This is a genomic window from Actinomadura sp. NPDC049382 (assembly GCF_040677125.1).
GTDB classification, from domain to species: domain Bacteria; phylum Actinomycetota; class Actinomycetes; order Streptosporangiales; family Streptosporangiaceae; genus Spirillospora; species Spirillospora geliboluensis.
This window is the reverse complement of the sequence record NZ_JBFARO010000024.1, coordinates 36,588-56,039: the sequence shown is the minus strand read 5'-3', so window position 1 is coordinate 56,039 and position 19,452 is coordinate 36,588. Positions and strand designations below refer to the sequence as shown.

The following is a 19,452-nucleotide window of genomic DNA, read 5'->3' as shown; positions in this document are numbered from 1 at the left end:
GTGGTTACTGCCCCTGATCCCGTCCTGTTAGGCGGCGCGGCGGCAGCGGGATCCGGTCCAGGTCGTGGACCAGGGTGATGGCGCCGCCGAAGTGGGCGGACGCCTCGTCGGTGAAGCGGTGCTCGTCCTCGGCGCGGTACCGCTCGGAGAAGTGGGTGAGGACGAGGTGCCGGACGCCCGCCTCCGCCGCGACCGCCCCCGCCTGCGCCGACGTCAGGTGCCCGTACTCGGCCGCCAGCGCGGCGTCCTCGTGCAGGAACGTCGATTCGATGACGAGCATGTCCGCGCCGTCCGCCAGTTCCCGGACGCCGTCGCAGAGCCGGGTGTCCATGACGAACGCGACCTTCTGCCCGGGACGGGGCACGCTGCACTCGTCGAGGGTCACCGTGCGGCCGTCCGGCGCGGTGACGCGGCCGTCCTCCTGGAGCCGCCGGATCAGCGGCCCCCGGACGCCCCGCGCCGCCAGCTCGCCGGGCAGCATGGTGCGGCCGTCCGGCTCCTCCAGCCGGTACCCGTACGCCTCGACCGGGTGCGACAGCCGCCGCGCGGTCAGCGTGAACGGGGCGTCGCCGGTGTCGAGCCGCATCCGCTCGCCGGAGACGGGCCGCTCGCGGATGACGTCGGTGTCGCGGAAGACGGCGGCGTGCCGCAGCCGCTCCCAGTACGGGGCGCCGCTCGCCGGGAACGCCGCGTCCACCGGGTGCTCGACGCCGTCGCGGGCGATGCGCTGGACGACGCCGGGCACGCCGAGGCAGTGGTCGCCGTGGAAGTGCGTCACGCAGATCCAGGTCACGTCGTTCGCGGCGACCCCGGCGCGCGACATCTGCCGCTGCGTCCCCTCGCCGGGGTCGAACAGCACGCCGTGGCCGTCCCAGCGCAGCAGGTACCCGTTGTGGTTGCGGTTCTTGGTGGGCACCGCGCTGGCGGACCCGAGGACGATCAACTCGCGCACCGACATGCCCCCATGGTGCCGGGTGCGGGAGCCGTGCAAGCGCTTGGTTATTCTGTGCGCGATACACGCGACCCAGGGAGGGCCCGTTGGCCGGCAAGCGCGACAAGATCAAGATGACGCCGGAGGAGGTGGCGTCCTACCTCGCGGACAACTTCAAGGTCCAGGTCGCCACCGTGGGCAAGGACGGCGAGCCGCACCTCGTCACGATGTTCTACACGCTGCTCGACGGCAAGATCGCCTTCACCACGTACAAGGCGTCGCAGAAGGTGCTGAACCTGCGCCGCGACCCGACCATGACGTGCCTGGTCGAGGACGGCGTCGAGTACAACGAGCTGCGCGGCGTCGCGCTCTACGGGCGCGGCCTCGTCATCGAGGACCCCAAGCCGCGCAGCAAGGTCGGCATGGTCGTCGGCTCGCGGATGGCTGGGCTGCCCGTCCCGGAGATCGGCGAGCCCGTCGACCCGGTGATCGCCGAGGGCATCGAGCAGGCGCTGGCCAAGCGCGTCCTGATCGTCATGGAACCCGACCGCGTCGTCAGCTGGGACCACCGCAAGGTGTAGGCGCTAGGGGGCGCCGTCCTCCAGGGCCAGCACGGCGGCGCGGCCGAGCGCGGCGCCCTCGGCCGCGTGGTCGCCGCGCTCGCGGGCGGCGTCGGCGATGTGCACGAACATGCCGGCCTGCTCGCCGACCTCGCCCCGCCGCCGCACGATGTCCAGCGCCTGGCCGAAGAAGTTGATCGCCGCGACGGGCCGGTGCGCGCGCAGGTAGGCGTCGCCGAGCGCGGCGAGCACGCGTGCGCGTTCGGCCTCGTCCTCGGCCTCGGTCAGCCGCTCCCCGAGCACCTCGGCGGCCTCCGACCAGCGCTCGCGGTCGAGCAGGGCGGCGCCGAGGCCGCCGGGCTCCGCCGCGCCGCCCGCCTGGACGAGGGAGTGGTCGAGGAGGCGGCGCAGCGCGGCGTTGCGGCCGTCCTCGGTCTCCTCGTGCTCGGCCCGCTCCCGCGCGAAGCCGAGGACGGGGCCGGGCAGCCGGAACCGGTCACCGGACGCGGCGACGAGGCCGTGCGCGGCCAGCGTCTCCAGCAGCCCGCGCGCCTGGCTCTCCGGCATGTCGGCGAGGGCGGCGGCCGCCGCCGGGCCGATGTCGTCGCCGGGCGGCAGGCTCAGCAGCCTGAGCAGCCGGGCCGCCGCCGGAGCGAGTTCCCGGTAGGCGTCCTCGAAGTTCGCGCGCACGTCGAGGGTCCTCCCCGGCCGCGACCGGATCGAACCGGGGAGGCGGCGCCGCGCTCGGGCGCGGCGCCCGCCGCCCGCTCAGGCGTCGTCGTCGGCGGCGGACTTCGCCGCCGGCGCGCTGTCGGCCGCCTGCGCGCGTTCCCACGCCTGCTGCTTCAGGTCGGCCTCGCTGGGCGCCTGGATCTTCTTCATCTGCCTGCCCATCGAGCGGATCAGGAAGACCGTCGCGGCCACCAGGGCGAGGAACACCACGAAGCCGAGGACGCCGGGACTGACCGTGTCATCGTTCAGCGGCATGGCGTAGAGGGGAGGCATTACAGACACACCTTCTCCCGGATGCCGGCGAACAGGTCGTCCTCCGGCACCTCGGTGTCGACGAGGGACCTGGCCAAATGGTAGTCCTCGGTCGGCCATGCCTCGCGCTGGACGTCCATCGGGACGACGAACCAGAACCCGTTGGGGTCGATCTGGGTGGCGTGGGCGAGCAGGGCGCGGTCCCGCGTCTCGAAGTAGTCGGCGCACTCGACGCGCGTGGTCACCTCCCACGTGGCGCGGGTGTCGTCGCCGTCCTCGAAGCGCTTCATCCAGTCGCCGTAGGGCGACTCCAGGCCGGCGTCCTCCATCGCCGTGTGCAGGGCGAGGATGCGCTCCTTGCTGAAGGTCATGTGGTAGTAGAGCTTGAGCGGCTGCCAGGGCTCGCCCGCGCCGGGGTAACGCTCCGGGTCGCCGGCGGCCTCGAACGCCTCCACCGACACCTCGTGGCACTTCACGTGGTCGGGGTGGGGGTAGCCGCCCTTCTCGTCGTAGGTGAGGATCACGTGCGGGCGGAAGTCGCGGACGGCGCGCACCAGCGGCTCGGCGGCGGTCTCCAGCGGCTCCAGCGCGAAGCAGCCTTCCGGGAGCGGCGGCAGCGGGTCGCCTTCCGGGAAGCCGGAGTCGACGAAGCCGAGCCAGCGCTGCTCCACCCCGAGGATCTCGCGGGCCCGCGCCATCTCCGCCTCGCGGACCTTGCCGATGTCGGCCTTGACCTCCGGCCGGTCCATCGCCGGGTTCAGGATGTCGCCGCGCTCACCGCCCGTGCAGGTGACGACCAGCACCTCGACGCCCTCGGCGACGTACCGCGCCATCGTGGCCGCGCCCTTGCTGGACTCGTCGTCGGGGTGGGCGTGCACCGCCATGAGGCGCAGCGGCTCGTCGCCGCCGCAGGGCCGGTCGAGCGTCGTACCGTCGATGACCTCGGACACGTGGGGATCTCCCTCTCCGGACTCTTGGCGGCCCCCGGTTCGAGGCATGCGCCAGCACAGACGAGAATTGTCCCTGACAACGTCCGCACACCGCACGGAGATTCCCCGCCATGACGACGAGCGTGTCGAAACCCGCGGCCCCGGCCGAGCCCCGGCGCGGCCGCGCCGGAATGGTGGTCGCCGGGCTCCTGGCGGCGCTGATGGCGGTGGGCATCGGGGTTCTCGCGATGCACTCGGGGCAGACTCCGGGGATCGTCCCGCAGACCGTCTCCTACGACATCACCGACACCTCGGTGAAGATCAACTACACGGTGGCCAAGGGGAAGGGCGACGCGGTCCGCTGCACGGTCGACGCCTACGACACCGACTTCGCGATCCTGGCGGAGACGACGGTCTCCGCCCCGGCCGGGAAGTCCGGCGTCTCGGGGACGGAGACGCTGACGACGCCGCGGCGGGCCACCGGCGCCCGGATCCACGACTGCGTCAAGGAATGACCCGGCCGGGCCCGGCGGACGCCCGGCCGGCCGCCCGGCGCGCCGGGTGAGCGGCGAACCGCGATTGGCGGATTGCGGACGCCGAGTTCAGGGAACCTTTACCCGCACACACCGGATAGGCTAGAGGTTTCACCCGGCCGCACTTCATGTAGATGTGACACCCACCCGCTGTGGGCGGGTGAGGATCGCAACATGTGGATGAGGAGTACCCGTGACCGAGACCCGCGCTGACAACGTCACCTGGCTCACCCAGGAGGCGTACGACCGGCTCAAGAACGAGCTGGACCACCTGTCGGGCCCGGGCCGCATCGAGATCGCTCAGAAGATCGAGGCGGCGCGGGAGGAGGGGGACCTGCGCGAGAACGGCGGCTACCACGCGGCCAAGGAGGAACAGGGCAAGATCGAGGGCCGTATCCTCCAGCTCCAGAGCATCCTGGAGAACGCGCGCGTCGGCGAGGCCCCGCGCACGGAGGGCGTCGTCGGTCCCGGCATGACCGTCACGATCTCCTTCGAGGGGGACGACGAGGAGGTCACGTTCCTGCTCGCCTCCCGCGAGGAGGTCGGCGCCCCGATCGACGTCTACTCGCCCAAGTCGCCCCTCGGCGCCGCCATCGACGGCAAGAAGGTCGGCGAGAAGGCCAGCTACACCCTGCCCAACGGGCGCTCCATGAGCGTCGAGATCCTCGACGCGACGCCGTACGGGGGCGCGTAGCCCCCCGGCCGGGCCACTGCGGAGGTGAGAGCCGCCGGACGGAGCGATCCGCCCGGCGGTTTTTCGTTGCGCTAGCCCCGCTGCGCGGCGGCCGCCTTGACCAGCGGGAGGGTCCGGTAGGGGATCTGGGTGGCCAGGGAGATGACCGAGGAGGCGCGCTCCACGCCCGCGACGTCCACGATGACGTCGATGACGCGCTGCAGGTCGGTGTTGCTGCGGGCGACGATGCGGCACAGCATGTCGCCGGGGCCGGTGATGGTGTGCGCCTCGATCACCTCGGGGACCTGCGCGAGCCGGGCGGCCACCGGGTCGTGCCCGCCCGCCTGCCGCAGCTGCAGGGTGACGAACGCGGTCACCCCGTAGCCGAGCGCCGCCGGGTCGATCTCCGGGCCGAACCCCGCCACGACGCCGTCCCGGGCCAGCCGGTCCAGCCGCGCCTGGACGGTGCCGCGCGCGACGCCGAGCCGTCGGGACGCCTCCAGGACGCCGACGCGCGGCTCGGCGGTGAACATCTCGATCAGGCGGGCGTCCAGCTCGTCGATCGCCACCGCGCCTCCCGTCGTCCGTGACCGTGGTCACCCTGCACAGAATTACCGGCCACTTCGGGGGGTCACTATACAGATTGTCCAGTGATTCGCACCACTCTTGCGCACCTTGTAGTCGTATGCCGAGATTAGTGGGCATGGATGAGTTTCCGGTCAAGGGTATGGACGCCGTCGTCTTCGCCGTCGGCAACGCCAAACAGGCCGCCCACTACTACTCGACCGCGTTCGGGATGCGCCGGGTCGCCTACCGCGGCCCGGAGAACGGCAGCCCCGACGAGGCGGTGCACGTGCTGGAGTCCGGCAGCGCCCGGTTCGTGTTCCGCGGCCCGGTGAAGGCGGGCACGGAGATCGGCCGGCACATCGCCGCGCACGGCGACGGGATCGTCGACCTCGCGATCGAGGTGCCCGACGTCGAGCACGCCTACCGGCACGCGCTCGCCAAGGGCGCCACCGGGCTGGAGGAGCCGCACGTCCTCGCGGACGAGCACGGCAAGGTGACGATCGCGGCGATCGCCACGTACGGCGAGACCCGGCACTCGCTGGTCGACCGCTCCAACTACACCGGCCCCTACCTGCCCGGGTTCGCCGCCGCCGACCCGATCGTCGCGCCGCCGGAGAAGCGCTTCTTCCAGGCCGTCGACCACTGCGTCGGCAACGTCGAGCGCATGGACGAGTGGGCCGACTACTACCACCGCGTCATGGGCTTCACCGACATGGCCGAGTTCGTCGGCGACGACATCGCGACCGAGTACTCGGCGCTGATGTCCAAGGTCGTCGCGGACGGCAGCCGCAAGGTGAAGTTCCCGCTGAACGAGCCGGCGGAGAGCAAGCGCAAGTCGCAGATCGACGAGTACCTGGAGTTCTACGGAGGGCCGGGCGTGCAGCACATCGCGCTCGCCACCAACGACATCCTCGCGTCGGTCGACCGGATGCGCGCCGCCGGCGTGGAGTTCCTGGAGAGCCCGGACTCCTACTACGAGGACCCCGCGCTGCGCGAGCGGATCGGCGAGGTGCGGGTGCCGATCGAGGAGCTGCAGAAGCGCCGCATCCTGGTGGACAGGGACGAGGACGGCTACCTGCTGCAGATCTTCACCAAGCCCGTCCAGGACCGTCCGACCGTCTTCTTCGAGCTGATCGAGCGGCACGGCTCGCTCGGGTTCGGCAAGGGCAACTTCAAGGCCCTGTTCGAGGCGATCGAGCGGGAGCAGGAGCGCCGCGGCAACCTGTGAGGCCCGCTCCGGACTCTGGGGGTCCGGGCCGGTTCCGCCCGCTCCGGGAGAGCGGACGGGGCCGGCCCGGGCTTTCCGGTGTCCTGGACGTGACCACCAGCAGGCACACTGTGGGGCCATGAGCGAACCACCACAGAACCCCCGGCCCCCGGACGAGGAGACACCCGCGCAGGGCGCACCGGACGCGCAGGCTCCGGAAGCGCCCCCGTCCCCCGAGCGTCCGCCGCCCTACCAGGGCACGTACGGCACCCAGCCCGGCGCGGCCCCGCCTCCCCCGGCGGGCGGCTTCGCACCGCCCGGCGGCGCGCCCCGCACCCGGCTACGGCCCGCCCCAGCCCGGCTACGGCCAGGGCGTGCCCGGCGGGCCGCTGCCGCAGGCGCCGCCCCTGCCCGGCTACGGCGTCCCCGGCGGCCCCCAGGAGCAGCTCGCCGGACGCCTCGCGCGGCTCGGCGCGGGGATCCTGGACAGCATCCTGCTCGGCATCCTCGCGATGCCCGCCGCCCTGGCCGCCATCCGCTGGGACAAGATGCAGGAGTCCATCGACTCCGGCGAGCCGATCACGAACCCGATGGACCTCTACAACATCCCGGTGCTGCTGGCCGGGTACGCGGTCGTCTTCGTGGTGGGCTTCGCGTACTACACCGTCCTGCACGTGAAGTGGGGCCAGACGCTCGGCAAGAAGGCGTTCGGCATCAGGGTCGTGCAGGCGTCCGACCGCTCCGCGATCACCTGGGGCCAGGCGTTCGCCCGGCAGGGCTTCGTCTACGCCATCGCGATCGTCACGCTGGTGCTCAACTTCCTGACGCCGGCGGCGGGCATCCTCGGCCTCGTCGGCCTGCTCGACAACGCCTGGATCCTGTGGGACGAGCGGCGGCAGGCCGTGCACGACAAGGTCGCCGGGACGATGGTCACGAAGGCGACGCCGTGGACGCCGAACCCGTACGCGCGGCCGCCCGGCAAGTTTTGATCATCTGAAGGTGAACGTTTCGGGCGCTCCCGGACGCGACGATGTTTGGACGGCGGTCGCGTGGCCACGCTGACGACATGACGCAACCGCCGAGAGACCCCGCGTCCGGGGGAGAGCCGGAGGACGACCGGCCGCAGGGGCACGAGGAGCCCGGACGGCCGGGACCGTACGAAGGGGGTCCCTACGGCGGCCTCCCGCGGTACGGCGAGCAGCCCCCGGAGGGGCAGCGACCGTACGGAGAGCAGCAGGGCCAGGGAGAGCAGCCGGGCTGGGAGCAGCCGGGCTACGGCCAGCAGCAGGGCTATGGCCAGCAGGGTTACGGCCAACAGGGCTACGGGCAGCAGGGTTACGGCCAACAACAGGGCTACGGGCAGCAGGGCCAGCCGGGCCGGCAGCCCTACGGCGAGCAGCAGCAGTACGGGCAGCAGCCCTATGGCCAGCCGTCCTACGGGCAGCAGCCCTACGGGGGCCAGGCCGGGTACGGGAGCGTGCCGGGGTACGGCGGGGGCGGCTACGGGGCCCCGGCCGAGCTGGCGAGCCGGTGGGCGCGGCTCGGCGCCGGCATCCTCGACCTCATCATCATCGGGATCGTGGCGGGGCTCGTCTCCATCCCGTTCATCGACTGGGACCGCGTCGTCGACCCCGAGCCCGGCTCGTCCTTCTACAACGGCGCCCAGGTCGGGACGAACGCCGTCAGCGTCGTGCTCGCGTTCCTCTACTTCTGGCTGATGCACGCCAAGTGGGGGCAGACGCTCGGCAAGATGCTGCTGCGGATCCGCGTCGTCCGCGCCGACGACGGGCAGGCGATCACCACCGGCCAGGCCGTCGGGCGCTCGGCGTTCTACAGCGTGCTCGGCGGCATCTGCGGCTGCATCGGCCTCATCGACATCCTGTGGATCCTGTTCGACCAGCGCAAGCAGGCGCTGCACTGCAAGGTGGCGCAGACCGTCGTCGTCAAGGCCGAACCGCACGCGCCCAACCCCTACGACTTCCGCTGACCGGGGTCCGGGGCGGGCGTCCGAGTTGCCCGGCGGGCTTCGCTACGGGCAGGCTGGGCGCGTGCATACGGCCGGAAACTCCCCCAGTCCCCGCCCTCACGGGTCGCGGGCCGTCCGCGGCGCCGCGGGACTGGCCGCCCTCGCCGTCGCGGCGTCGCTGACCGCAGCCTGCCAGGGCTCCCTCGGCGGCGACGACCCCGGCGGGCCGGGCGGTTCGCCGACGGGCGCGGTGACCGGGCCGGCGGGCCCGACGACCGCGGGCGACGCCTACGTGCCGGGCGACGGCAACGGCGGGTACGACGTCAAGCACTACGGGCTGAAGCTCACCATCACCCCGGACGGGCCGAAGCAGCTCGCCGGCACCGCGACGATCACCGCGACCGCGACCGAGCGCCTCGCCCGCTTCAACCTCGACCTCACCGGCCTGGACGTCGCGTCCATCAAGGTGAACGGGGCGGCCGCGCGGCACCAGCGCGGCGGCGAGGAGCTGGAGATCACCCCGGCGAAGCCGCTGGCGAAGGGCGCGGAGTTCACCGCGGTCGTCGAGTACTCGGGCACCCCGGAGCCGACGAACGACCCGGTGCTCGGCACCTACGGCTGGATCCGCACCCGGGACGGCGTGTTCGTGGCGTGCCAGCCGAGCGGCGCGCACACCTGGTTCCCGAGCAACGACCATCCGAGCGACAAGGCCACCTTCGACTTCGAGATCACGGTGCCGCAGGGGCTGACGGCGATCGCCAACGGCGAGCCCGAGTCGCCGGTCACCGGCACGGACGGGACGCCCGGTGCGCCGGGTGCCCCCACGGCGCCCGGCGTGCCGCCGGGCGGCGGCCCCGGCTCGGGCGGCCCCGGCGACGGCGGTCCGGGGATCGACCCGGTCGCCTGGCACGGCACGGCCAAGCGCGCGATGACGACGTCGAAGTGGCGCGTGAACAAGCCGATGGCCACCTACCTCGCGACCGTGGACGTCGGCCGGTTCGCGGTGCGGACGGGCAAGACGCCGAGCGGGATCCCGGTCATCACCGCGGTCGACCCGACGCTGCCCGGCGTCAGCATCGACCAGTTCCACAAGCTGAACGGCGACATCACCGAGGAGTGGTCGAGGCTCTTCGGCCCCTACCCGTTCTCCTCCACCGGCGGCCTGATCGACAACGCCGAGGTCGGCTTCGCGCTGGAGACGCAGACCCGCCCGGTGTACGGGGCGTTCGGGCTGCAGCCGACGATCGTCGCGCACGAGCTGGCGCACCAGTGGTTCGGCGACAGCGTCAGCCTCACCCGCTGGCAGGACATCTGGCTGAACGAGGGCTTCGCGACCTACGCCGAGTGGCTGTGGGACGAGAAGACCGGCGGCCAGACCGTCCAGGAGCACTTCGACGAGGCCTACGAGGGCATCGGCGGGCAGGAGCTGTGGAACGTCCCGCCGGGGAACCCCGGCCGCAAGCAGATGTTCGGCCGCTCGGTGTACGACCGGGGCGGCATGGCGCTGGTCGCGCTGCGGAACCGGGTCGGCGAGGACGTCTTCTACAAGATCCTGCAGACCTGGACGAAGGAGCGGGCCCACTCCAGCGGGACGACGAAGCAGTTCGTCGCGCTGGCGAACCGGGTCTCGGGCAAGAAGCTCGACGCGTTCTTCGACGACTGGCTGTACAAGAAGGGCCGCCCGGCGAAGTGAACGGCCGGTCCCGGCCACGGGATCGGCCATGATCAGGCGAATTCGATACCAAATCGCGCTTGCCCCGGCCCACCTCGCGAGAAAGTCTTGATCACGGTAGTGACGGCTTACCGAGGTAACCGAGGACGAGGTCGATGAGCAGAACTCCACGAGCCCTGGCCGCCGTGTCGCTGGGCGTCGCCGCGAGCCTCGCGGTGACCGCGGCGCCCGCGGGCGCCGCCGCCGCGCGCTTCACCCCGGGCGCGCCCGGGGCCGGCGACCCCTACTTCCCGGACATGGGCAACGGCGGCTACGACGTCGCCCACTACGACATCGGGCTGAAGTACGACCCCGCCACGAAGGGGATCCAGGCCGTCACGAAGATCAAGGCGAAGGCGACGCAGAACCTGTCCCGGTTCGACCTGGACTTCCTCGGCCCGCTGAAGATCTCGTCGCTGACGGTGGACGGGCGCAAGGCGTCCTACACGCGCACCGGCGCGCAGGAGCTGGTCATCACGCCGCCCAAGGGGCTGCGCAAGCACCGCCACTTCACCGTGACGGTCGCGTACTCGGGCGTCCCGCAGACGATCGACGACGCGACGCTGGGCACGTCCGGCTGGGTGCCGACGCCCGACGGCGCGGTCATGCTGAACCAGCCGTTCGGCGCCGCCACCGTCTTCCCGGTGAACGACCACCCGACCGACAAGGCGACGTACACCTTCACCCTGTCGGCGCCCAAGGGCCTCACCACGCTCGCCAACGGCGACCTGCGCGGCACCTGGGCCAAGGGCGGCTGGACGACCACCCGCTGGGACGTCCGCAACCCGATGGCGAGCGAGCTGTCCATGCTCGCGATCGGCAGGTACGACGTGCTCAAGGGCCGGACGGGGTCGGGCATCCCGAACCTGACGGCCACCGACCAGGCCATGGCGATCAAGCCGGCGGACGCGAAGAAGTTCCACGACCAGACCGCCCAGGTCACCGACTTCCAGGCGTCGGTCTACGGGCGCTACCCGTTCACCTCCACGGGCGGGATCGTGGTGAAGGCCGGCGTCGGCTACGCGCTGGAGACGCAGGGCCGCCCCGTGTACGACCTGGGGCGCCGGCCCGGGAGCATCCCGAGCGGCACCCTCCTCGCGCACGAGCTGGGCCACCAGTGGTTCGGCGACTCGGTGTCCCCGGCGAAGTGGGCCGACATCTGGCTGAACGAGGGCTTCGCCACCTACGCCGAGTGGATGTGGTCCGAGCACGCCGACGGCGTGCCGATCCAGAAGAGCTTCGACGGCGTGTACGCAACCCCGGCGGACGACGGCCTGTGGAAGGGCAGGGTCGCCGACCCGGGCCGCGACCACATCTTCGACGGGCTCGTCTACGACCGCGGGGCGATGGCGGTGCACGTGCTGCGCACGACCATCGGCGACGGCGACTTCTTCCGGCTGCTGAAGGCGTGGCCCGCCGCCCACCGGGACGGCAACGCCTCCACGGCGGACTTCGTCCGCTTCGCCGCGCGGCTGTCCGGAGAGAACCTGGACGGCTGGGCCAAGGCGTGGCTCTACTCCGAGGGCAAGCCGGCCCTGTGAGCCGGGCCCGTGTGAGCCGGGCACCGTCCGGGCTCAGCTCAGGGTGAGCGTGTAGCCCTTCTCGCGCAGGCGGCCGATCACGTCTTCGGAGTGGTCGGCCCCTCGCGTCTCCAGGTGCATGAGCACCTCGGCCTCCTCGACGTGCAGCCGGGCGGCGACGCGCTCGTGCATCACGTCCAGGACGTTGACGCCCAGCTCGGCGAGTTCGCTCAGCAGCGTCACGAGGGCGCCGGGGCGGTCCTTGAGCCGGCAGCGGACGACGAGGTACCGCCCGGCGCCGGCGAGGCCGTGCCGCAGCACCTTCGACAGCAGCAGCGGGTCGATGTTGCCGCCGGACAGCAGCACCACGACCGGCGGCTCGAACGCGTACATGTGCTCCAGCATCGCGGCGACGCCCGCCGCGCCGGCCGGCTCGACGACCTGCTTGGCGCGTTCGAGGCAGAGCAGCAGCGCCTGCGAGATCGACTCCTCGGTCACGGTGACGACGGCGTCCACGAGGCCGGTGAACAGGTCGTAGGTGAGGTCGCCCGGGCGGCCGACGGCGATCCCGTCCGCCATGGTCGGCTCGATCTCGACCTGGACGGGCTTGCCGGCGGCGAGCGAGGGCGGGAACGCCGCCGCGCGCTTGGCCTGCGCGCCGAGGATCTTGACCTCCCGGCCGCCGGCCTCCTTCAGCACGCCCTTGGCCGCCGCGGCGATGCCGGACAGCAGGCCCCCGCCGCCCACCGGCGCCACGATGGTCCGGGCGGCCGGGCACTGCTCCATGATCTCCAGCCCGATCGTGCCCTGCCCGGCGACGACGTCGGGATGGTCGAACGGGTGGATGAACACCGCGCCGCACTCGTCGGCGTACTTCTGCGCGGCGATGAGGCAGTCGTCGACGGTCGGGCCGGGGAACACGACCTCGGCGCCGTAGCCCCGGGTCGCGGCGATCTTGGGGAGCGGGGCGCCGGTCGGCATGAACACGGTGGCCTTGCAGCCGAGCATGGACGCGGCGAGCGCGACGCCCTGCGCGTGGTTGCCGGCGCTCGCCGCCACGACGCCGCCGGCCCGCTCGGCCTCGCTGAGCCGGGCGATCCGCACGTACGCGCCGCGGATCTTGAACGAGCCGGTGCGCTGCAGGTTCTCGCACTTGAGCATGACGGGGCCGCCGAGCTGCTCCGACAGGACCCGGGAGGGGATGAGGGGGGTGGGGACGGCCACCGCGCGCAGCAGCTCGCGGGCGGCACGGACGTCGTCGACGCTGACGGAGGTCATGGTCCGATCCTCGCACCCCCCGCCCCTCAGTCCGCACTCCAGTAACGATCTTGCTCGTGGATCAGCGCGGCGGCGCCGACGAGCCCCGCGGTCTGGCCGAGCGCCGCCGGGACGATCCGGGCGCGGGTCGCGAACTCCATCCGGGCGTGCGCCGCGAACGCCGCCCGCATCGGGTCGAACAGCAGCGGCCCGGCCTGCGAGAGGCCGCCGCCGATCGCGGCGACCTCCAGGTCGCACAGGTGCGTCGCGGACGCGAGCGCGATCCCGATGGCGCGCCCGGCGCGCCGCATCGCCGACCCGGCGACCGGGTCGCCGCGGCGCGCGTCGGCGGCCAGCTCCACGCCGGTGGCGGCGCCGTCGCCGGGCCGCCACCCCTGCTCCCGCGCCCACGCGACCAGCCCGGGGCCGCGCGCGATCGCCTCCAGGCAGCCGCGGCCGCCGCAGGCGCACGGCGGCCCGTCCGGCTCGACGACGACATGGCCGATATGCCCGGCGTTGCCGCTGGCGCCGTCGACGAGGTGGCCGTCCAGGATCAGCCCGCCGCCGACGCCCGTGGACACCACCATCCCGAGGACGTTGCCGTGCCCGCGCCCGGCGCCGAGCCAGTGCTCCCCGACCGCCACGCAGATCGCGTCGTTGTGGACGCGGACGGGCAGCCCCGGATGGCGGGCGCGCAGCCGCTCGCGCAGCGGGAACCCCCGCCACGCCGGGATGTTCAGCGGGGACACCTCGGCGGCGGGCCAGGTCATCGGGCCGCCGCAGCCGACGCCGACGCCCGCGAGCGGCGGGTTCCCGGCGCCGGCGACGAGCTTGCCGAGCAGGGCGTCCAGCGCCCGCCACAGCTCCTCGCCGTCCACGCCGGGCGCGTTCGGGGTCGGGGCGCGGTCGTGGGCGGCGACCCGCCCGTCCGGGTCGACGAGGGCGGCGGCGAGCTTCGTCCCGCCGATGTCGACCGCGAGCACGGGGCCCGCGGTCATCGGGCGTCCTCCACCCGGTCGCCCAGCCGGTCCCCGGCGCGGCCGAACGCCAGGATCGACGCGGTGAACCCGTGCACGTGGTTGCGCCCCGAGACCGGGCCGATCTCGCCGGCGGCGAAGAAGCCGCCCACCCCGGCCGGGCCGAACGCGCGGTCGAGGACCTTCGCGTCGTGGTCGGAGTCGGGGAACATCGCCTGCCCGCGCCCGTTGCAGGAGAACAGCAGCGCGCCCTCGACCGGCGCCAGGTCGAACCGTTCGAGCAGCGCGGCGAGGTCCTCCTCGGCGGCGCCCGCGTCCCGGACCTGGAACCGGACGGTGCGGCCCACGTCGACCACGTCGCCGATCGCGATGGCGCCGCTGTCGGGGTCGGCGCCCACCACGCCGCGGACGAGGAAGTCGCCGTGCTCGTGCTCGTCGGCGTACTCGTCCATCGCGACGCCGATCAGCAGCCCGCGCCCGGCGAGCTCCTGCTCCTCCTCCGGCAGCCCGAGGACGATCTGCTCCAGCTTCTCCAGCGCGGGCACGCCCGCCAGCTCGTAGAGGACGTTCTCCTCGGCCTTGGTCACCACCATGTCGGGCCCGATCGGGCGGGCGCCCTGGCTGACCACGGTCGCGGCGGCGACGGACCCGCCGATCACCACGCCGACCGCGCCGTCCCGGTAGACCTCGCCGCCGACGAACAGCCGCGCGTCGCCCTGCCCGCCGTCGCCGGGGCCGCCGCCCTCGGCGAGCCCGCCGACCAGCGGCAGGCCCGGCAGCGCCTCGTCGGAGCGCTCGACGAACGCGTCCACCGGGAAGCTGTAGGGGTCGGCCAGCAGGACGCCGACCACGTCGTCGTCCTGGCCCTCGGGCATCCCGACCACCACGAGGCGGTCGTCGGCCTTGAGGGTCTCCAGGCGGAACGCGTCGAGCCGGGCGCCCGGCAGCACCGCCGCCCAGGCGCTCACCGCGCCGCGCTCCTCCACCCCGCGCCCGGCGCCGATCACCCCGGACGCGCTGCACCCGAGCAGCATCGTCGGCCCCGCCGCCTGCTCCGCGGCCACGACCGCCGCCTCGATCTCGTCCGGGTCGTCCCCGGTGACGAACACGCACACCAGGTCGGGCGCCGCGCTCAGCGGGGCGAGCGCCTGCTCGACCGCCGACGCGGCGGCACTGGACAGATCGGGTCCGAGGGCCAGGCCATCACCGAATCGCGCCATCGGCGCCGCCTCCCTCACCGCATTCACCGGCTCCGTTCACACTCCCAGTGTCCCCCGCGGCGCGCCGTCCACCCAAACACCGGCGGGACGGGCATGGCGGGACGATTCCCCAGGCTCGCCCTCGGCCGCATTCCAGGCCCTTCCGGGAGGATTCCGGGCGGATCCGCAGGCCGATCCGCGGTCCGGCGGGAATCCGCGGGCCGAGGGTGCGAGTCCCGGCGACCGCGACGTAGTGTCGATCTCGTGCGTCCATCCACCCGTGAAACCACTCCCTCTGGGACAACACTGGGCGAGCTGCGCGCCGGCGGCCACGTCCAGCTCTCCGTGAAGGCCGAGATCCGCCGCAACCTCCTCGACCGGCTGCGATCCGGCGAGCCGCGCTTCCCGGGCATCCTGGGGTTCGACGACACCGTCCTCCCCCACCTGGAGCGCGCCCTGCTCGCCGGGCACGACCTGGTCCTGCTGGGCGAGCGCGGCCAGGGCAAGACGCGGCTGATCCGCACCCTGGCCGGGCTGCTGGACGAGTGGACCCCGGTGGTGGCCGGCTGCGAGATCAACGACCACCCGTACGCGCCGGTGTGCGTGCGCTGCCGCCGGCTCGCCGCCGACCTCGGCGACGAGCTCCCGGTCGGGTGGCTGCACCGCGACGACCGCTACGGCGAGAAGCTCGCCACCCCCGACACCAGCGTCGGCGACCTCATCGGCGACGTCGACCCGATCAAGGTCGCCGAGGGCCGCACCCTCGGCGACCCCGAGACCGTGCACTTCGGGCTCGTCCCGCGCACCAACCGCGGCGTCTTCTCCATCAACGAGCTGCCCGACCTCGCCGAGCGCATCCAGGTCGCGCTGCTCAACGTGCTGGAGGAGCGCGACGTCCAGATCCGCGGCTACGCGCTGCGGCTGCCGCTGGACGTGCTGCTCGTCGCGTCCGCCAACCCCGAGGACTACACCAACCGGGGCCGCATCATCACCCCGCTGAAGGACCGCTTCGGCGCCGAGATCCGCACCCACTACCCCCTCGAACTGGACGCCGAGCTCGCGCTGATCCGGCAGGAGTCCGACTTCGCCGACCTCGCCGGGCTGCCCGCCGAGGTGCCCGACCACCTGATCGAGGTGATCGGCCGGTTCACCCGGCTCGTCCGGGAGTCGACGGCGGTGGACGCGCGGTCCGGCGTGTCGGCCCGGTTCGCGCTCGCGGGCGCGGAGACCGTCGCGGCGGGCGCGGTGCGCCGCGCCGCGCTCACCGGCGAGGAGCACGCCGTCGCGCGGGTCTGCGACCTGCCCGCGGTCGTCCCGTCGCTGATGGGCAAGGTCGAGTTCGAGGTCAGCGAGGAGGGCCGCGAGCAGGAGGTGCTGGAGCACCTGCTGCGCCGCGCGATCGCCGAGACCTACCGGCGCACGCTCGGCGCCGCCGACCTGACCGGCCTGCTCGACAAGTTCGACTCCGGCGAGCGCGTCGAGTCGGGCGAGCTGGTGCCGGCGGCGGAGCTGCTGCGCCGCGTCGGCCAGGTCCCCGGCCTCGCCAAGATCATGGAGCGGCTCGGCCTCAGCGGGGAGTCCCCCGGGCAGGCCGCGGCCGCGCTGGAGTTCGCCCTGGAGGGGCTGTTCCTCACCCGCCGGCTGTCCAAGGACGTCGCCGAGGGCCGGCCCGACGGGACGGCCACCTACCGCACCTGACCCCGAGCCCCTCGACCCGGTCGTCCGCTCAGCCGGTCTCCACGCGTAAGGAACATCGATGAGCCGATATCGCTACGGGGCCTACGAGGACGGGCCCGACCCGCTCGCCCCGCCCTACGACGTCCGCGACGCCCTGGACGCGCTGGGCGACTCGGTCCTGGAGGGCACCCGGGCCGACGACGCGCTGCGCGAGCTGCTGCGGCGCGGCCTGCCGGGCGCGCGGAACCGCCGCGGGCTCGACGACCTGCTCCGCCAGGTGCGGGAGCGGCGCCGCGCGCTGCGCGACCGGGGCCGCCTCGACGGCACCCTGGAGCAGGCGCGCGCGCTGCTCGACACCGCGATCGGCCAGGAGCGGGCCGAGCTGTTCCCCGACCCGGGCGACGAGGCGCGGCTGCGCGAGGCGGAGCTGGACACGCTGCCGTCCGACACCGCGCAGGCGATCCGCCGGCTGTCGGACTACGACTGGCGGTCCGACGCGGCCCGCCGCACCTTCGAGCAGCTGAAGGACCTGCTGCGCCGCGAGGTGCTGGACGCGCAGTTCCAGGGCATGAAGCAGGCCCTGGAGAACCAGGACCCGGCCGCCATGCAGCGGGTCAAGGACATGATGGCCGAGCTCAACGGGATGCTCGACCGCGACGCCCGCGGCGAGCACACCCAGGAGGACTTCGACCGCTTCATGGAGCGGTACGGGGACATGTTCCCCGACGAGCCGCGCGACCTGGAGGAGCTGGTCGACTCCCTCGCCCGCCGCGCCGCCGCGATGGACCGGCTGCTCGCCTCCCTCAGCCCCGAGCAGCGCGCCGAGCTGGGCGGGCTGATGGAGCAGGCCATGCAGGACGCGGGCCTCGCCATGGAGATGGCCCGGCTCGGCGACGCGCTGCGCACCCGCCGCCCCGACCTCGGCTGGGGGCGGCCCGAGCAGATGACCGGCGACGACCCGCTCGGGATGGGCGACGCCACCACCGCGCTCGCGGAGCTGGCCGACCTGAGCGAGCTGGAGGCGGCGCTCGGCCAGGACTACCCCGGCGCCCGGCTCGACGACATCGACGAGGACGCCGTCCGGCGGGCGCTCGGCCGGCAGGCCGTCGACGACCTGGACGCGCTGCGCCGCATCGAGAAGGAGCTGGAGCGGCAGGGCTACCTGCGCCGCAACCGCGGCAAGCTGGAGCTCACCCCGAAGGCGGTGCGGCGGCTCGGCGAGACCGCGCTGCGCCGGGTGTTCTCCCAGCTCGCCTCGGGCCGGCCGGGCGACCACGACCAGCGCGACGCGGGCCAGGCGGGCGAGCTGACCGGGGCGAGCCGGGAGTGGCGGTTCGGCGACGAGCAGCCCCTCGACGTCGTCCGGACGGTGAGCAACGCGATCCGGCGCAGCGCCATGGAGGGCGGCACGGGCCTCGTGACGCGTCCGGCGGCGACGGCGCGGGTCGTCGAGCCGGGCCCCGCCGAGCCGGGCACCGCCGAGCCGGGCCTGGTCGAACCGGGCACCGCCGACGTCGCCGAGATCACCGGCGCCGGCGCGGGCATCGGCGCGGGCCCGCGGCCGAACGGGGTCCGGCTGGGCGTTGACGACTTCGAGGTGCACGAGACCGAGCGGCGCACCGGCGCGGCGGTCTGCCTGCTGGTCGACCTGTCGTACTCGATGGTGCTGCGCGGCACGTGGGCGGTCGCCAAGCAGACCACGCTCGCCCTGCACACGCTCGTGACCAGCAAGTTCCCGCAGGACGCGATCCAGATCATCGGGTTCTCCAACTACGCGCGGGTGCTGCACCCCGAGGAGATGGCCGGCCTCGACTGGGACATGGTGCAGGGCACGAACCTGCACCACGCGCTGATGATCGCGGGACGGCATCTGGACCGGCACCCCGACTTCGAGCCGATCGTGCTCGTCGTCACCGACGGGGAGCCGACCGCGCACCTGCGCCCGGACGGCAGCTCGCTGTTCGACTACCCGCCGTCCACCGACACGCTCGTCCTCACCCTCGCCGAGGTCGACAAGATGACCCGGCGCGGCGCCGGCATGAACTTCTTCATGCTCGCCGAGGACCGGCGGCTCGTGTCGTTCGTGGAGGAGGTCGCGCGGCGCAACGGCGGCCGGGTGTTCGCGCCCGACGCCGACCGGCTCGGCGAGTACGTCGTCAGCGACTACCTCCGGGTGCGGCGGGGCCGCCGCTGACCGCGGGCAGGGGCTAGGGTCGGCGTCATGTCGACTTCCGATCGCATCCTGCTGATCCTGCACATCGGCTTCGCGATCTTCACGCTGGGCCCGCTGACCGCCGCGACCATGTCCACGCCCCGCTACATCCGCAAGCGGAACGCGCCCGTGGTCCGGTTCCTCAACTGGACGACCCGTGTCTACGGCCTCGCGACGCTGGGCATCTTCCTGTTCGGGCTGGGGCTCGCGGAGGGGAACTTCGCGCAGGCGTGGCTGACGGTGTCGATGACGCTGTTCATCGTCGCGCTGGCGCTGCTACTGATCATCGAGCGCGACCAGCGGAAGGCGGCGCGGCTGCTGGAGGAGGCGGCCGGCGGCGCGGGCACGGCGCCCGCCCCGCAGCCCGCCACGGCGGCGGAGGCCGAGGCGGAGAAGAGCGAGCCCGAGGCGGACGGCGCGTCCCCCGCCCCGGCGGCCGCGGCGGGCGGCGAGATCGCGCAGGTGGAGCGCGGGCGGCTGGCCGCCCTCTCCGGCGTCGTCGCGCTGCTGTGGCTGGTGATCCTCGTGCTGATGGTCTGGAACGGCTGA

General features: G+C 73.3%; 19 protein-coding genes. 11 read left to right on the top strand and 8 right to left on the bottom strand.

Going from position 1 to position 19,452, the window contains the following annotated elements; all coding sequences use genetic code 11:
* Nucleotides 1–4 precede the first annotated feature (4 nt).
* A complete protein-coding gene (locus AB0K34_RS17470) occupies nucleotides 5–958 on the bottom strand; it encodes a ribonuclease Z (protein ID WP_364549673.1) in 954 nt (317 codons plus the stop codon).
* An 80-nt stretch (nucleotides 959–1,038) separates the two neighbouring features.
* Between AB0K34_RS17470 and AB0K34_RS17465 the strand changes: the two genes are divergently transcribed.
* Nucleotides 1,039–1,512, top strand: a complete 474-nt coding sequence (locus AB0K34_RS17465) for a pyridoxamine 5'-phosphate oxidase family protein (RefSeq protein ID WP_301177898.1) — start codon at nucleotides 1,039–1,041, stop codon at nucleotides 1,510–1,512.
* Nucleotides 1,513–1,515: 3 nt separating this feature from the next.
* On the opposite strand, the gene AB0K34_RS17460 is transcribed toward AB0K34_RS17465, so the two are convergent.
* From AB0K34_RS17460 to mca, 3 genes are all read right to left on the bottom strand, one after another.
* Nucleotides 1,516–2,181, bottom strand: a complete 666-nt coding sequence (locus tag AB0K34_RS17460; protein ID WP_364549671.1) for a helix-turn-helix domain-containing protein — start codon at nucleotides 2,179–2,181, stop codon at nucleotides 1,516–1,518.
* A 78-nt stretch (nucleotides 2,182–2,259) separates the two neighbouring features.
* Complete coding sequence (locus tag AB0K34_RS17455; protein ID WP_364549669.1) at nucleotides 2,260–2,478, bottom strand: hypothetical protein; 219 nt, start codon at nucleotides 2,476–2,478, stop codon at nucleotides 2,260–2,262.
* A gap of 17 nt (nucleotides 2,479–2,495) precedes the next feature.
* Nucleotides 2,496–3,359, bottom strand: a complete 864-nt coding sequence (mca, locus tag AB0K34_RS17450; protein WP_138637021.1) for a mycothiol conjugate amidase Mca — start codon at nucleotides 3,357–3,359, stop codon at nucleotides 2,496–2,498.
* 176 nt (nucleotides 3,360–3,535) lie between these two features.
* Between mca and AB0K34_RS17445 the strand changes: the two genes are divergently transcribed.
* Nucleotides 3,536–3,919 (top strand): DUF4307 domain-containing protein, encoded by a 384-nt coding sequence (locus tag AB0K34_RS17445; protein ID WP_138637014.1) that lies wholly within the window; start codon nucleotides 3,536–3,538, stop codon nucleotides 3,917–3,919.
* Nucleotides 3,920–4,130: 211 nt separating this feature from the next.
* A complete protein-coding gene (gene greA, locus AB0K34_RS17440; RefSeq protein ID WP_138637015.1) occupies nucleotides 4,131–4,631 on the top strand; it encodes a transcription elongation factor GreA in 501 nt (166 codons plus the stop codon).
* Nucleotides 4,632–4,702: 71 nt separating this feature from the next.
* Here the strand turns inward: greA and AB0K34_RS17435 are convergent, their stop codons facing one another.
* Nucleotides 4,703–5,179: an Lrp/AsnC family transcriptional regulator gene (locus AB0K34_RS17435; RefSeq protein ID WP_171069039.1), complete on the bottom strand. Its 477-nt coding sequence runs from the start codon at nucleotides 5,177–5,179 to the stop codon at nucleotides 4,703–4,705.
* A gap of 134 nt (nucleotides 5,180–5,313) precedes the next feature.
* Here AB0K34_RS17435 and hppD point away from each other — a divergent pair, with 134 nt between their 5' ends.
* From hppD to AB0K34_RS17410, 5 genes are all read left to right on the top strand, one after another.
* A complete protein-coding gene (hppD, locus tag AB0K34_RS17430; protein WP_171069040.1) occupies nucleotides 5,314–6,405 on the top strand; it encodes a 4-hydroxyphenylpyruvate dioxygenase in 1,092 nt (363 codons plus the stop codon).
* A gap of 353 nt (nucleotides 6,406–6,758) precedes the next feature.
* Nucleotides 6,759–7,373, top strand: a complete 615-nt coding sequence (locus tag AB0K34_RS17425) for an RDD family protein (RefSeq protein WP_364549666.1) — start codon at nucleotides 6,759–6,761, stop codon at nucleotides 7,371–7,373.
* Between the two features lie 77 nt (nucleotides 7,374–7,450).
* Complete coding sequence (locus AB0K34_RS17420; RefSeq protein ID WP_364549664.1) at nucleotides 7,451–8,371, top strand: RDD family protein; 921 nt, start codon at nucleotides 7,451–7,453, stop codon at nucleotides 8,369–8,371.
* A gap of 61 nt (nucleotides 8,372–8,432) precedes the next feature.
* Nucleotides 8,433–10,043, top strand: coding sequence for a M1 family metallopeptidase (locus AB0K34_RS17415; protein WP_364549662.1), 1,611 nt, complete (start codon nucleotides 8,433–8,435; stop codon nucleotides 10,041–10,043).
* Between the two features lie 134 nt (nucleotides 10,044–10,177).
* Complete coding sequence (locus tag AB0K34_RS17410) at nucleotides 10,178–11,602, top strand: M1 family metallopeptidase (protein WP_364549660.1); 1,425 nt, start codon at nucleotides 10,178–10,180, stop codon at nucleotides 11,600–11,602.
* Nucleotides 11,603–11,635: 33 nt separating this feature from the next.
* Here AB0K34_RS17410 and ilvA read toward each other — a convergent pair whose 3' ends face one another.
* From ilvA to AB0K34_RS17395, 3 genes are read right to left on the bottom strand one after another with little or no spacing between them, the layout of a single operon-like run.
* Nucleotides 11,636–12,859, bottom strand: coding sequence for a threonine ammonia-lyase (gene ilvA, locus AB0K34_RS17405; protein ID WP_301178003.1), 1,224 nt, complete (start codon nucleotides 12,857–12,859; stop codon nucleotides 11,636–11,638).
* Between the two features lie 26 nt (nucleotides 12,860–12,885).
* Nucleotides 12,886–13,836, bottom strand: a complete 951-nt coding sequence (locus tag AB0K34_RS17400) for an ROK family protein (RefSeq protein ID WP_138637922.1) — start codon at nucleotides 13,834–13,836, stop codon at nucleotides 12,886–12,888.
* A complete protein-coding gene (locus AB0K34_RS17395; RefSeq protein ID WP_364549657.1) occupies nucleotides 13,833–15,035 on the bottom strand; it encodes an FIST N-terminal domain-containing protein in 1,203 nt (400 codons plus the stop codon). The genes AB0K34_RS17400 and AB0K34_RS17395 overlap by 4 nt, the downstream gene beginning before the upstream one ends.
* A 243-nt stretch (nucleotides 15,036–15,278) precedes the next feature.
* On the opposite strand from AB0K34_RS17395, the gene AB0K34_RS17390 reads away from it, so the two are divergent.
* Genes AB0K34_RS17390 through AB0K34_RS17380 form a run of 3 tightly spaced genes read left to right on the top strand, consistent with a single transcriptional unit; the run spans nucleotide 15,279 to nucleotide 19,452 of the window.
* Complete coding sequence (locus AB0K34_RS17390) at nucleotides 15,279–16,712, top strand: sigma 54-interacting transcriptional regulator (RefSeq protein ID WP_301177672.1); 1,434 nt, start codon at nucleotides 15,279–15,281, stop codon at nucleotides 16,710–16,712.
* A gap of 58 nt (nucleotides 16,713–16,770) precedes the next feature.
* Nucleotides 16,771–18,885, top strand: a complete 2,115-nt coding sequence (locus tag AB0K34_RS17385; protein WP_364549655.1) for a hypothetical protein — start codon at nucleotides 16,771–16,773, stop codon at nucleotides 18,883–18,885.
* A 27-nt stretch (nucleotides 18,886–18,912) separates the two neighbouring features.
* Complete coding sequence (locus AB0K34_RS17380) at nucleotides 18,913–19,452, top strand: hypothetical protein (RefSeq protein WP_364549653.1); 540 nt, start codon at nucleotides 18,913–18,915, stop codon at nucleotides 19,450–19,452.

Coding starts and splice junctions, on each gene's coding strand:
- AB0K34_RS17455 (WP_364549669.1), bottom strand. CDS start 2,478: ATGCCGCTGAACGATGACACGGTCAGTCCCGGCGTCCTCGGCTTCGTG.
- AB0K34_RS17410 (WP_364549660.1), top strand. CDS start 10,178: ATGAGCAGAACTCCACGAGCCCTGGCCGCCGTGTCGCTGGGCGTCGCC.
- AB0K34_RS17395 (WP_364549657.1), bottom strand. CDS start 15,035: ATGGCGCGATTCGGTGATGGCCTGGCCCTCGGACCCGATCTGTCCAGT.
- AB0K34_RS17445 (WP_138637014.1), top strand. CDS start 3,536: ATGACGACGAGCGTGTCGAAACCCGCGGCCCCGGCCGAGCCCCGGCGC.
- AB0K34_RS17420 (WP_364549664.1), top strand. CDS start 7,451: ATGACGCAACCGCCGAGAGACCCCGCGTCCGGGGGAGAGCCGGAGGAC.
- AB0K34_RS17385 (WP_364549655.1), top strand. CDS start 16,771: ATGAGCCGATATCGCTACGGGGCCTACGAGGACGGGCCCGACCCGCTC.
- AB0K34_RS17380 (WP_364549653.1), top strand. CDS start 18,913: ATGTCGACTTCCGATCGCATCCTGCTGATCCTGCACATCGGCTTCGCG.
- AB0K34_RS17470 (WP_364549673.1), bottom strand. CDS start 958: ATGTCGGTGCGCGAGTTGATCGTCCTCGGGTCCGCCAGCGCGGTGCCC.
- AB0K34_RS17400 (WP_138637922.1), bottom strand. CDS start 13,836: ATGACCGCGGGCCCCGTGCTCGCGGTCGACATCGGCGGGACGAAGCTC.
- ilvA (WP_301178003.1), bottom strand. CDS start 12,859: ATGACCTCCGTCAGCGTCGACGACGTCCGTGCCGCCCGCGAGCTGCTG.
- hppD (WP_171069040.1), top strand. CDS start 5,314: ATGGATGAGTTTCCGGTCAAGGGTATGGACGCCGTCGTCTTCGCCGTC.
- mca (WP_138637021.1), bottom strand. CDS start 3,359: ATGGCGGTGCACGCCCACCCCGACGACGAGTCCAGCAAGGGCGCGGCC.